This window comes from Xanthomonas sp. NCPPB 1062, from assembly GCF_041481705.2.
Lineage (GTDB): Bacteria > Pseudomonadota > Gammaproteobacteria > Xanthomonadales > Xanthomonadaceae > Xanthomonas > Xanthomonas euvesicatoria.
The window spans coordinates 621,217-633,528 of the sequence record NZ_CM192987.1 but is presented as its reverse complement, the minus strand read 5'-3'; the positions used below and the strand labels follow the sequence as shown (position 1 = coordinate 633,528).

Sequence of the window (12,312 nt, the reverse complement as noted above, 5' to 3'; positions counted from 1 at the left end):
CGCCTTGAACATCTCGCTTACGCAGCCCTGACGACAGCCATGCTGCACTGCGGCTTTCGCACGAGGTCCCGCCATGTCGTCCACCCCCTTGCCTGCCCACTTGCTGCCCTCGCAGATTCCGCTCCAGACCGATGGCAACGATCCTGCGCTGCCGCCCAGCCTGCCCTTTCTGCATCTATGGACCGGGCCGGATGGCAACAGCTGCCTCAACCTCTCGCAATTGCCCGGCTTCGGTCGCAAGAGCGTGGGTGGCGGTGCCGCACCGCAGTGGTTGCGCCCGTTTCCCGGCGAGGTGCTCGGCATCCAGTTCGCGGTGCTGCCGGTAGGCTGGGTCGGCGACTGGCATGAGAGCCCGCACCCGCAATGGGTGATTCCGTTGCGTGGCCGCTGGTTCATCGAAACCGGCGACGGCACACGCGTGGAAATGGGTCCTGGCGACATCCATTTCGGCCAGGACCAGGGCACCACCGATCAGCGCGGCCATCGCTCCGGCCAGTTGGGCGATGAACCTTGCCTGCAGATGATGGTGCAGTTTGCGCAATCGCCGGGCGCGGCCACCGCGCATCCGTTCGGCCATCCGGCGCCGCGCTGATGGACCGCCACTGCCGCGTCCGCGCGCCCGGCGCCGCCCGGCCGGCCGAGTGCCCGCCCCCCGCCACGCGCCACGCCGGGCTGGCGGCGCGCCTGGGCAACGCGCGCCTGCTGACCCTCTACGACCAGGCGACCTGGAGCGAGGGGCCAGCCTGGTGGGAGGCGCAGCGCACGCTGGTCTGGAGCGATGTGGTCGGCCGCCGCGTGCTTGGCTGGCGCGAGGACGGCGCGGTGGACGTGCTGCTGGATGCCACCGCCTTCACCAATGGCAATGCGGTGGATGCGCAACAGCGACTGGTGCACTGCGAACACGGGCGCCGCGCGATCACCCGTAGCGATGTCGATGGCCGGGCGCATCTGCTGGTCGGGCGGTTCGAGGGCAAACGGCTCAATTCGCCGAACGATCTGATCGTGGCGCACGACGGCGCGATCTGGTTCACCGACCCGCCGTTCGGGCTGCTCAAGCCCAGCCAGGGCTGCCCGGGCCCACAGGAGCTGGACCATCACGGCGTCTACCGGCTGCCGCCCGATGGCGGTGCCCTGCAGTGCATGGTCGGCCTGGATCACCCCAACGGGCTGGCGTTCTCCCCCGACGAACGCGTGCTGTACGTCTCGCAGACGCCCGAAGGTGGCCCGACCTCGCCGGAGATCACCGCCTTCGACTGGCGCGATGGCGCATTGCACAACCGGCGCCGCTTCGCGGTGGTGCCGGACGGCCTGCCGGATGGCTTTTGCGTGGACCGCCAGGGCTGGCTATGGAGCAGCTCCGGCGCGGGCGTGTGCGTCTTCGACACCGATGGCCAATACCTCGGCCTGGTGCCGACACCGGCCACGGCGTCCAACTGCACCTTCGACCTGGAGCAACGGCGGTTGTTCATCACTGGCGGCAGCACGCTGTGGCTGCTGGAGTTGCAGCAATAAGAACGGTTAACGAAAACCGCCAGGCGGACGCGGCCGCTGCCCGCGATGGCAGGGATCACGCGTACGAACGGTTGCACGCACGCCGTGCACATCCAGCAGCATGATCGCTCGCCAGGTTTTGGGCGCAGCGCCACGCCATGCAAGCCTGCTCGCCGCGATGCGCGCAGGCGGCAGCCACGGCATGAGGTGCGGCCTTCATTTGCAGCGGATCTCGCGCGGATTGGCGCTTGACCCGGCAACCTGCAGGCATAAAAAAGCCCGCTTGCAGCGAACTGCCAGCGGGCTTTGCTCCCTCCCCCACGTCGGGATGCAGGATCATAGTGCGCGCCCCGAATCGGACTTGCACGCTGCACTGCAAAACAATACCAGGCAGTACAGAACTGGTGTTTTTTCTTCACGACTGCGCGCGCGATGCAGGCCTCAGCGCAACAGGTCAGGTTGCGCGCGATACCACTCCGGCGCACCTCGCAGATGCCATTCGGGCGTGTCGCCGCGCAAGCCCACTGCCGCGCTCAGCAATCCCCAGCGGGCCAGCAGACTGCCGCGACGTTGATTGCCCTGCAGGCGCAGGCGCGCATCGACCTGAAAGCGTTCGTTGCGCGCCTGCAAGCGATCGACGATGACCGTGTCGCCTTGCCAGTGCGCGCGTGCGGTCAGCTGCGCCTGGCCTGCATCCACCAGCCGGAGCATCCAGTTCGGAATCGAGCGGTCGCGTGCATACAGCGCCACCAGAAATGCCAGATCGCGCACCTGGATGCGCACACGCCCATCCACGCCCACCGGTTGTCGCCATTGCATGCGCGCATCGTCCAGCACGATGCGCGCCCACCAGCCATCGCGGTGTTGTCCATCCGGGCCGGTGAATCCGACATTGCGCAGCTGGATGCTGCTGGCATCGAGACTGAACTGTTCGGCGCGTAGATCGCCGCGCTGCAGGCGCAGATCCGCATCCACATCGCCGCGCAACGCCAGGCCGGCGAACTGCAGCCGCGCTGCACGCGCCCCGATGCGCACACCGCCCTTGCCGATGCGCCCACCCGGCTCGATCTGCAGATCGCCGCTGAGCACGCCGTTACCGCCGTCAAAGCGCAGTTGCTGCTGCGGCAGATAGCGGTTGTAGGCACGCAGATCCGGCACGCGGGCATTGGCGAAGACCAGATGCGCGCGCGTGGCATCGCGCAGGCTGCTCAGGTTGCGCGCATCGGCGCGTGTGCGCAGATCCAGGCGCAGATCGCGGCCTTGCACGAACGGGCGCGCGGGTGCGTCGGTATGCGCGATCGAAAACTGCTGCATCTGCAGTGCAAGCGCCGGCAGCAACTGTCCACTGGCATCGGCGTCCACGCGCAGATCTGCACTGGCCTGTCCCGTGATCGCATGCCCCATCACGCCCACCTGCGCGTGCACGTGCGGCACCTGCAGGCGGCTGCCGGCAGCAAGCTGGCCGCGATCGATCCGCAGATCGGCATCGACCAGGCCCTCGCCCTCCAGGGTCAGCCAATCCACATCCGGAAACAGCGCAGCAATCCAGCGCAACGAAGACAGCTGCCAATGCAGCCGCGCATGCCCGGACGTGCGCGGCAACAGGCTGCGCATGGATTGCACCGGCAATTGCCTGCCTTGCACGCGCAGGTCGGCGTCCAGCGTCAGCCCGGCATCGGCCGGCTCGGGCATGCTGACCTTGAGCCGCATGTCCTGATCGACCTGTAACTGCGCCGTCAATTCGCCAAGCAATGCGGCCGGCGCGCGCGTGCTGTCGTGCAGCGGCGCGCGCCATTGCAGCTGGCTCCCGGGCTGCAACGCGCCACGTATCCAGCGCAGCTCGCCATCTGCACGCCCCTTGCCGGCACGGGTCGCCAGCGTGTGCCGGCCCTGCGCATGACGGGTGACATCCAGCGCTGCGGTGTCGCCATGCACGGCGATCAGCGCGTCGGTGAGTTGCAGCACCGCCAGTCCGCTTGCCTGCTCCGGTGAATGCCGCGCGATGCTGGCGTCGATACGCAGCTGCCCATTGCGCATCACTTCGTCCTGCCCCCACCGCACACGCGCCGATTCGAACACTGCATGGGAGGGGAAGATTTCCATCGGCCCGCCACGCAGTTGTTTGAACAGGCCCAGTTGCAGTTGGCCCTGCCCTTCGATGTGCAGCTGACGCAGCGACACGGCCTGCACCTGCTCGGCAACGATGCGGTCCAATTGCAGGGTCCAGGCGGTTGGCGAGGCGGGTGTACCGGCTTGCGTGTCGGCGCGCCTGGCTGATTGCGGTGTGCTGGTGATAGGCATTCCGGGCTTCGCGTCCGTCGTGGCCGTTGCAATCGTCACGCGCAGATCCTGCGCGGGCGTCTGCGTCGTCGCCGAGTGTTCGGCATTGGGCGTTGCTGTGGGCGCCCGCTCGTTTGCTAAAGCGGCCGGCGTATCCGCGGCCCCCTTCGCCGCAGCAACAGCAGCACGCGTCGCTTGCGCCGCCGCAGGGGATTGCATCGCCCCCGTCCCGGGCGTTGCGGCTGCAGCCTCCATACCGCCACGCACACCGCGCACATGCAACTGCGGCACCAGCAGCTGGCGGTGCAGCAATGGCAGCAGCCGAATCTGCCCACTCATCCGCTGCGCGCTGACATTCCAGTGCGTGCGTGCCGAATGGCCTTGCAGGTCGACATCCCACAGCACCACACGCCCCGGCCACCAGGTCAGCGCAGGGCCCCAGTGCATCGTGAACTTGTCGGGCGAGCGATTCAGCGCAGCCGGGCCAAGCGGCGTGTTGAGCAATAGGTTGCCCAGCAGCAAATAGCTTGCGTACAGCGCAATCAGTGCCGATAGCGGCCATCGCAGTAAGCGTGGCAAGGCGCGCCAGCGGGCGCGAACAGGCATCGTCATGACGGCAGGCTCCTGGAAACCGCGCACGCGGCTGGGCACAGTGTGCCAAGCCAGCCGTGAGCAGGGCGCAGCACGCTCACGCCAGCGGCCGCATCACTTGGTTTTGGAGACCGCCGGCAACAGTGCGGGCTGCGCGTCATACCACTGGCGCGCACCGGCCAGATGCCACTGCCGCTGCTTGCCATCGAGTTCGATGCCGGCACCCAGCACACCCCAGCGCAGATACAGATCGCCGCGCCGCTGCGCATCGTTCAAGGCCAGCCGCGCACGCAGCGACAAGCGCGCGTTTTCCGCATGCAGGTCGTCGATCAGCAGCTGCTGCTTGCGCCAACGCAGCCGGCCGGTCGCATCCAGTTCGCCCGAATCCAGCAAACCCAGCACCCAGCGCGGATAGTCGGCGCGCTGGGCGAACACCGAGAGCAGTGGTGCGATATCGCGCATGCGAAGGGCTGCCTCGGCATCCACCTGGAACGGTGCCTCGGCCTGGATGGTGCCGGCACCCACTTGCAATTCGCCCCACCAATCGGCGTCTTTGCCGTCGTCGCCCACGCGCATGTTGCGCAGGCGTATGCGTGTGCCACTGAGGTCGAAGAACTTGTTCTTGAAGTCGGCGCGCTGCAGCGTTGCCTGCAACTCGGCATCGCCGCGCATCTGCACGCCAGCCAACGCCAGGTGCGCGCCCTGCCCGCGCAGATGCGCATGCCCGTTACCGACATCGCCGGAGGCATTGAGCGCCACATCGCCGGTCAGGCTGCCGCTGCCGCCGAGCAGGCGCACGTTATTGCCCGGCAGATAGCGGTTGTAGGCGGTGAGATCGGGCACACGCGCATCGCTGAAACGCAGCTGCGCCTTGAGCGTGTCGCTCAGGCGGGCCAGCTCGGCATCGCCATGCATGGCCAGTTGCAGATCGCGGCCGTCCAGCAGGAGCTGTTTGGGCGCATCGCGCGGCGCCGCCTTGAAGGTGGGAATGCTGACATCCAGATGCGCCTGCGGGGTGGCGGCATCGTCGATGCGCCCGTGCGCCTTGGCCACGCCGGCCAGGCGCGTGTCAAATACCTGCGCCACGGCCTCCACGCGCGGAATATCCAGCGTGCTGCCGGCACTCAACCGGCCCTGTGCAAGGCGCAGGTCCGCTTCGACCAGACCGCCACCTTCCAGCTGGAACCACGGCTTGCGCACGAACAGCTCGGCGATCCAGTTCAACGATTCGAACTTCCAGCGCCCACGCACCTGCCCCGACAGGCGCGGCAACAGCTGCGCAGGCCGTTCGAACGGAACGCTGCGCCCGGCGACGCGCAGATCGGCGTGCAGCTCGCTGCCGGTCTTCTCATCGCGCGGCAGCCGCGCCTGCACGCGGATGTCCTGCGCCACGTCCAGTTGCAGCGCAAGCATGCCGCGGTCGGTGGCACCAACGCCCGCAAGCAATGGCAGCCGCCACACCGCACGGCTGCCCGGCTGCAGCGCGCCGCTGGCCAGGCGGATATCGGCCTCCACGCGCGCGGCCGATGGCCCGCTGCCGATGTCCACATGCGGCGCGCCGGTGTCGATCTTCAGCGCCACGGAATTGGCTTTGAGCTGTAGCCGTGCGGCGGTGATGCCGAGCTTGCGCAAGCCCGGCGCCTGGTCGCGGTAATGGCGTGGAAACTGGAACTGCGCATCCAGCTGCGCACCGTTGAACACCTGCACTCCGTCGTAGCTGACCACCGCGTCGGTAAAGCCCGCTTCGGAAGGAAACAGTTCCGACGGCCCGCCCTTGAGTTGCTTCAGGAAACCGACCTTGCCGTGCCCTTGTCCGGCAATCAGCAATTTGCCCAGGCGGGCACTGCGAATGCTGTTGCTGGTGATTGCATCAAAGCGCAACGTCCAGCCCTGGTCGCCCCGCGGCGGTGGCGGAATCGGCGTATCGGAGGTTTCCACTTCTGCGCTCACGCCGGTGGCATGCAGCCAGGGCAGCCGCACTTCGCGCCGAAACAAGGCCAGCAGGGCGATACGCGCATGTGCGCGGTCGGCGTGGAAGACGTACACGGTGCGGTTGGCCTGCCCACGCATGCGCACGTTCCAGGCGATGACCTCGCCCGGAAACAGCGTCACTGCCGGGCCGGTCTGCATGGTGAACTTGTGCGGTTGCCGATTGGTGCTGGCGTCGAACAGCGGGGTATTGAGATACAGGTTGCCGGCCAGCAGATACAGCGCGTACAGCGCCAACACCACGCCCACTGCACGACGCCACGGCCGTGGCCAGCGCTGGAAGCGGTCGCGAAGTGAGGGCATGGGCACAGGCAGGAAAGAGTCTGCCGCCACTATCCCGGTTGCGCTGACCGCGACGCGTGAACAAGGCTGGTGCCGTTGCGGGAATCGGGAATCGGCGGCGAGCCTGGAAGTTGGCGCGCGGCCGGTGACCGGTGCTGCGCCGGCGATGCGCTGAACCGCTGCAATCGCGCAATCCCGGCGTTTAACGCTTCTCGAACTTCATTGCTGCGCACGACATGCAGCGACATCGCAGGGTCACGTGCCGGGTGGATAACGGTCCTGCCCGCTCGCTTCCTGTGCCAGGAAGGCTCTCTCCCCCTTCTGTCACTGAGCGAAACGGGCCATCACTGGGTGGTGTCCAATCCGTCGGGCCGGCTCCCTGCGCCGGCCCGACGTTCTTGGCCTGCAGCGGCCTGCCAGACGCCTGCGCTCACTGCCAAAGCCGATCAATGTCGCCATTGGTCGTCGCTGAGCGTCGTCGCCGATGGCACCGCTGCGCGTCATGTTGAACGCTGCACCTGCACGAGATCGGCGCGCCAGCGGTGCCTTCTCTCCTCGGTGAGGCGTGACGAGCGTTCGGCGCATCCACTTCATCGCCTGCGCAGTTGCCGACGCCCGCTGCACCGACGCACGTGCCAGCCGCAAGACGCTTTCCCATCGGGAGAAGGTGACGCCCAGCGCCGGATGAGGGGACGCGCGAGGCCTCACGCTCACCGCAGACCAGCCAACGCGCTGCCTGGCAATCATTCCGTGTTGGCGATGCTCCACGCAGCATCAGCACATGTTCTGCCGATGCTGCTGCGTCGCCACTCACGCAGCCTCGGCAATCCGGCGCATGCGCCGTGCGCGCACTGCGCTCGCCAGGCGTTCCAGCACCTGCACCGAACTGTCCCAGCCGATGCAGCCGTCGGTAATGCTCTGGCCGTAGGTCAGTTCGCACCCCGGCAACAGGTCCTGACGCCCACCGACCAGGTGGCTTTCCACCATCACGCCGACGATGCGCGTTTCGCCGTTTTCCAGCTGATGGGCGATGTCCTCGACGACCTTGGGCTGGTTCTCGGGATTCTTGCTGCTGTTGGCGTGGCTGGCATCGATCATCAGGCGCGCGGGCAGGCCGGATGCATTGAGCACCTGGCTGGCCGCTTCCACATGGGCCGCATCGAAGTTGGGCTGCTTGCCGCCGCGCAGGATCACATGGCAATCCGGGTTGCCCGCCGTCGCTGCCACGGCGGTGTGTCCGTCCTTGGTCACGGCCAGGAAATGATGCGGATGCGAGGCCGCGCCCACCGCGTCCACCGCAATCTTGACGTCGCCGCCGGTGCCGTTCTTGAAGCCCACCGGGCATGACAGCCCGGATGCCATTTCGCGATGCACCTGGCTCTCGGTGGTGCGTGCGCCGATCGCGCCCCAGGCCACCAGGTCGGCGATGTATTGCGGCGAAATGATGTCGAGAAATTCCACGCCGGCCGGCAGGCCGAGATTGTTGATATCGCGCAGCAGGCCACGCGCTACGCGCAGACCCTTGTTGATCTGGAAGCTGCCGTCCAGGTCTGGATCGTTGATCAGGCCCTTCCAGCCGATGGTGGTGCGCGGCTTTTCGAAGTACACCCGCATCACGATCTCCAGCGCGTCGCCGAACTGGTCGCGCAACGGGCGCAGGCGCTGTGCGTACTCCATCGCCGCGACCGGGTCGTGGATCGAGCAGGGGCCGATCACCACGGCCAGGCGATCGTCGCGCCCGTGCAGGATGTCGTGCAGCGCGGCGCGCGCATTGGTGACGGTTTCGGAGGCGCGCTCATCGCAGGGCAGCAGCGACAGCAGTTGCGCAGGCGGTGCGAGGGTTTCGATCTTGCGGATACGCAGGTCATCGGTTACAGGCGGCATCACAGTGTCTCGGTGGGCGGTGTTGCATCGGGGAGCCAGGCGCGGCGGCAACAAAAAAGCCGCCAGGTGTGCGCTGGCGGCTTTTCGGGAATGCTGCTGAAGTTGCCTTCAGGGTGAGCGCAATCCTTCCTCCGCCAGCGGCATCGGAAAACCGTAGTACCAAAAATAAAACTGGCTGCGGGGTGCGTTCATGGGATGCATTGATACCACGCACTTTTGCGCGTTGCCACTGTTTCATCGGCAACGGACCGGGCACAGGTGGAAGCGAACGCCCCTCCACTGGCTCCGGCACACCCGCGCGTTGAAATGCATGCGGCCGCAGCGGTGAAGTCGGCACAGGTTCCCGCGGCGGCCGCCAATCCAACGGATGACGATGGCGCTGTCGCCAATCGGCGCGATGCAAACAATCGATGACGCGCTGATCGAGCTGGTCGTCTCGCCTGGTCCTGCGGCCCTGCCGGAAGCAGTGCAGACACCAGACGCCCGCACGCCACGGCCGCCACCGTGGCGTGCGCAAGCGCCGCACTCGCTCAGAACGTGAACACGTATTCGGCCGCCACTTCGCGGCCGATCGGGTTGAACAGCGTGGTGTTGTAGAAGCCGTACCCGTAGAAGCGTTCCTTGTGGTCGTAGCCCACTTCGTTGAAGACGTTGTTGACGTAGAAATTGACCTTGGCGTGGTCGGTGATCTTGTAGCCGGTGCTCAGGTTCCAGTAGATCGCCGGGCCCACGCGGCCGAAGTAACGCTTGCTGGTTTCGCCCAGATGCACGTTGGCGGTGTCGGTCACCAGGCACGCATCGGAGGCGCTGGGTTGATAGCCGTCGTCGAAGCGTTCGCAGGTGCCCCAGTTGACCGCGCGCATGGAGCCGATCCGGCGGAAATACACCGTCCAGTCCCAGGCGCCGCCGTTGTCCCAATGCACGCTGCCACGCACGCGGCTGCGCACGCGTTCGTCGCGGCGGTTTTCGTCGCTGTCGGTGCGGTAGATCTGCTCGCGGTAGGCGATCAGATTGTTGTAGTCCAGCGACAGCTGGAAGTTGCCCCAGCCTGCGGTGGCAAGGCGATACTTCAGCGACGCATCGATGCCGGAGGTTTCCATCTGCGCCAGGTTGATCGGTCCGCGCTCGATGCTGGCGATGGTGCCGTCGGCATTGCGCATCACGCGCGAGGTGATGGTGTCGCAATAGCCCGCGCCGCCGGGGTTATTCCACGTGCCGCCGCTGATGGTGGTGCCGGTACGGCAGCCGGCTTCGGCCGACAGGATCTCGTCGCGGTCCAGGTCCTTGATCATCTCCTCCAGCTGGATGCGGTAGTAATCCACGCTCAACGACAGCCCTTGGGCGATGTCCCACACCACGCCACCGGTGAACGAGCGGCCGGTTTCCGAGCGCAGATCAGGGGTGCCGCGACGATTGACGTCCACCGTGTAGAAGATGTTGTTGTTCTCGTCGTTGCAGCCGCCGGTCAAATACGCGCCCGAGGAAATGCAGCGGTACTGATCGATCACCGTCTGGTTGGTGGAGCTGGGTTCGCCCAGCACGTAATGCATGTCGGGTGCGCGGAAGCTGGTGGCCACGGTGCTGCGCACCAGCAGGCTTTCCACCGGCCGCCATTCCAGGCCCGCGCTCCAGGTGGTGTCGCTCTGCGTGCCCACATCGGTGGGGATGGCGGCCGAAGAACGGTAATTGCCGTAGCGGTCGTAACGGCCGGCCACATTCGCGCTCAACGTGGAGAGCAATGGAATCTGGAATTCCAGACCGGCCGAACTGCGCATGCGTTCGCCACCGCCGCTGTCCACCACATCCACCGGGTAGCACTCGTTGGCGCAGGGGTCGGGCGAGAGTTGATAGCCCTGCTTTGCCACTTCGGCCACGGTGGCGAAGCGGATCGGCCCGGCCCAGCCCTGCACCACATCGCCGCTCACGCTGAAACTGGCTTGATTCACCCACGAATACGCCGAGTTATGCGACTTGGCGACCAGCGCGTCGTACTGGTCCGACGACAGCGGCGTGTACAGGCGCGCCTCGTTGATCGCATGGATCGGCGTGCCATCGGCGGCAGTGCCGAGGGAGCTGCCGAGGAAGTAGTCGGTGGCGCGCGCGGTGTCCACGGTGCGGATGTATTCGTCGACGGTGTAACGCGAGCGGCCCACGCTCAATTCCCAATCGAAACGGTCGGCCCAGACGCCGCGCAAGCCGGCGCTCAGATCCCAGGACTGCTCCTTGTTGTAGTTGGCAAGCCGGTCCCAGCCGCCGGCTTCGCGCCGGGTGAGCTGGCGGATCAGGTTCAACGAACGCCCGGTGGCCGCGTCCTGGAACGGGCCCAGGTACGCGTACGGCGGGTCGTAGGTCCAGCGGCCGATGCTGCGGTTGGCAGACAGCGTGGCCCAAGCCTCGGTGTGCTCGCCGAATTTCCAGGTGCCGTAGAGATATGCCGAATAATCCTCGCTGCCGGTGACCAGACCCCAGTCGCCGTAATCGCGCGCGACGCCGCAGTAATCGCCGGCATTGGTGAGCGCACCGGTGTTCTGGTTGTAGCTCAGCCGCTGCCCGTCGATGAACTCACCGCCAAAGCGCGCGCAGGTGCCGGCCGGCGGTGCCAGGCGCTCGTTGGTATTGGCGTCGATCAGGCTCAAGCCGGTGAACGGATTGAAGCCGTACAGGCGGTTCTGGCCGGTCCAGTTGGAATAGGACATGTCGTCCGAATCGTCCATTTCAGGGCGATCGCGCCCGCTCAACGGGTCGCGCTTGGTGGCCTGCAGCGCGTAGGTCAGGCTCCAGTTCTCGCCAGTGCGCCCGCCGGCCCAGGACACGTCGAAACTGTCGCGCCCACCTTCGGTGGCGGTGCCGCCGCGCAGGCGCACCTGGTCGCCCTGATAGTCGCGCTTGAGGATCACGTTGATCACGCCGGCCACTGCATCGGAGCCGTAGATCGCCGACGCGCCGCCGGTGAGGATGTCGATGCGCTCCACCGCAGCGGAAGGAATATTGCTGTAGTTGGAGAAGTTGCTCTCGCCGCCGTAGGGCAGCGGGTAATCGGCCACGCGATGCCCGTTGACCAGCAACAGCGTCCGCCCCGGCCCGAGGTCGCGCAGATTGATCGGCGAGGCGTTGGGCGTATGCGAGCCCCACTGCGTATCGGCTTCCACCGAGCCCTGCTGATTCATGCTGTTGAGCACGTCGTAGACGGTGGCGAAGCCTTCCTGCTGGATCTGCTGCGCACTGATGGTGACCACCGGTTGCGCACCTTCGACCTGCGCGCGCTTGATGCGCGAGCCGGTGACGCTGACCGCATCCAGCGTGGAGGTGGCGCGCGTGGCATCGGGTTCGGTTTGCTGGGCCATGAGCGGCGGCGCGCACGCGGCAGTCACGGCAAGGGAGACGGAAATCGACAAGGCAAGGCGATGACTGCGGCAGTTCATAAGATCCCCGGGAGAGGCCGGACGTGGCCGGCGTGGCAATGCGCTGCAACGACGCCTGCCAGCGATGCGTGCACCGCTGCCCCTTGTCCGATGGCCCCCCGACCGCTCGGCGCAAACGCCTGCCTAGCGACGCTAAGGCTGCGATGACATCGGTGTCAACAGGTGGTCGCGGAGTGTGACGGCGATCGACTATCCGGCAGGCTGGGGCTGCCCTCACTGCGATGATTGCGCTCCCAGCGCACTCGACCCTGCGCAGCTGGCAACAGGTCATGCGATCACAAGTTGCCATCGTCCTGCCTGGTTGGTTCTTCCTGCAACGCAGTAGTTCGCATCGCGTTAGGCCGGCCGGGCAGGCTTGTTCGAATGATGCAGG

At 66.5% G+C, this 12,312-nt stretch carries 6 protein-coding genes; 2 read left to right on the top strand and 4 right to left on the bottom strand.

Going from position 1 to position 12,312, the window contains the following annotated elements; translation table 11 throughout:
• Positions 1-73: 73 nt before the first annotated feature.
• Together ACCQ16_RS02730 and ACCQ16_RS02725 are read left to right on the top strand one after the other, a co-directional pair.
• Positions 74-592 carry a cupin domain-containing protein gene (locus ACCQ16_RS02730; RefSeq protein WP_277572958.1) on the top strand — a complete coding sequence of 173 codons (519 nt, stop codon included), beginning with the start codon at positions 74-76 and terminating at the stop codon, positions 590-592.
• A complete protein-coding gene (locus ACCQ16_RS02725) occupies positions 592-1,512 on the top strand; it encodes an SMP-30/gluconolactonase/LRE family protein (RefSeq protein WP_011346216.1) in 921 nt (306 codons plus the stop codon). The genes ACCQ16_RS02730 and ACCQ16_RS02725 overlap by 1 nt, the downstream gene beginning before the upstream one ends.
• Before the next feature lie 420 nt (positions 1,513-1,932).
• Here the strand turns inward: ACCQ16_RS02725 and ACCQ16_RS02720 are convergent, their stop codons facing one another.
• The 4 genes from ACCQ16_RS02720 to ACCQ16_RS02705 form a co-directional block, all read right to left on the bottom strand.
• Positions 1,933-4,383 carry a hypothetical protein gene (locus tag ACCQ16_RS02720; protein ID WP_277572959.1) on the bottom strand — a complete coding sequence of 817 codons (2,451 nt, stop codon included), beginning with the start codon at positions 4,381-4,383 and terminating at the stop codon, positions 1,933-1,935.
• A 93-nt stretch (positions 4,384-4,476) separates the two neighbouring features.
• Positions 4,477-6,654, bottom strand: coding sequence for a translocation/assembly module TamB domain-containing protein (locus ACCQ16_RS02715; RefSeq protein ID WP_277572960.1), 2,178 nt, complete (start codon positions 6,652-6,654; stop codon positions 4,477-4,479).
• 789 nt (positions 6,655-7,443) lie between these two features.
• Positions 7,444-8,517 (bottom strand): 3-deoxy-7-phosphoheptulonate synthase, encoded by a 1,074-nt coding sequence (locus ACCQ16_RS02710; RefSeq protein ID WP_014089228.1) that lies wholly within the window; start codon positions 8,515-8,517, stop codon positions 7,444-7,446.
• Positions 8,518-9,047: 530 nt separating this feature from the next.
• Positions 9,048-11,861: a TonB-dependent receptor plug domain-containing protein gene (locus tag ACCQ16_RS02705; RefSeq protein ID WP_029818524.1), complete on the bottom strand. Its 2,814-nt coding sequence runs from the start codon at positions 11,859-11,861 to the stop codon at positions 9,048-9,050.
• Between the last annotated feature and the right edge of the window lie 451 nt (positions 11,862-12,312).

Excerpts from the sequence above, each read along its gene's own strand:
- ACCQ16_RS02730 (WP_277572958.1), top strand. The coding sequence starts at position 74 with ATGTCGTCCACCCCCTTGCCTGCCCACTTGCTGCCCTCGCAGATTCCG.
- ACCQ16_RS02725 (WP_011346216.1), top strand. The coding sequence starts at position 592 with ATGGACCGCCACTGCCGCGTCCGCGCGCCCGGCGCCGCCCGGCCGGCC.
- ACCQ16_RS02720 (WP_277572959.1), bottom strand. The coding sequence starts at position 4,383 with ATGACGATGCCTGTTCGCGCCCGCTGGCGCGCCTTGCCACGCTTACTG.
- ACCQ16_RS02715 (WP_277572960.1), bottom strand. The coding sequence starts at position 6,654 with ATGCCCTCACTTCGCGACCGCTTCCAGCGCTGGCCACGGCCGTGGCGT.
- ACCQ16_RS02710 (WP_014089228.1), bottom strand. The coding sequence starts at position 8,517 with ATGCCGCCTGTAACCGATGACCTGCGTATCCGCAAGATCGAAACCCTC.
- ACCQ16_RS02705 (WP_029818524.1), bottom strand. The coding sequence starts at position 11,861 with ATGGCCCAGCAAACCGAACCCGATGCCACGCGCGCCACCTCCACGCTG.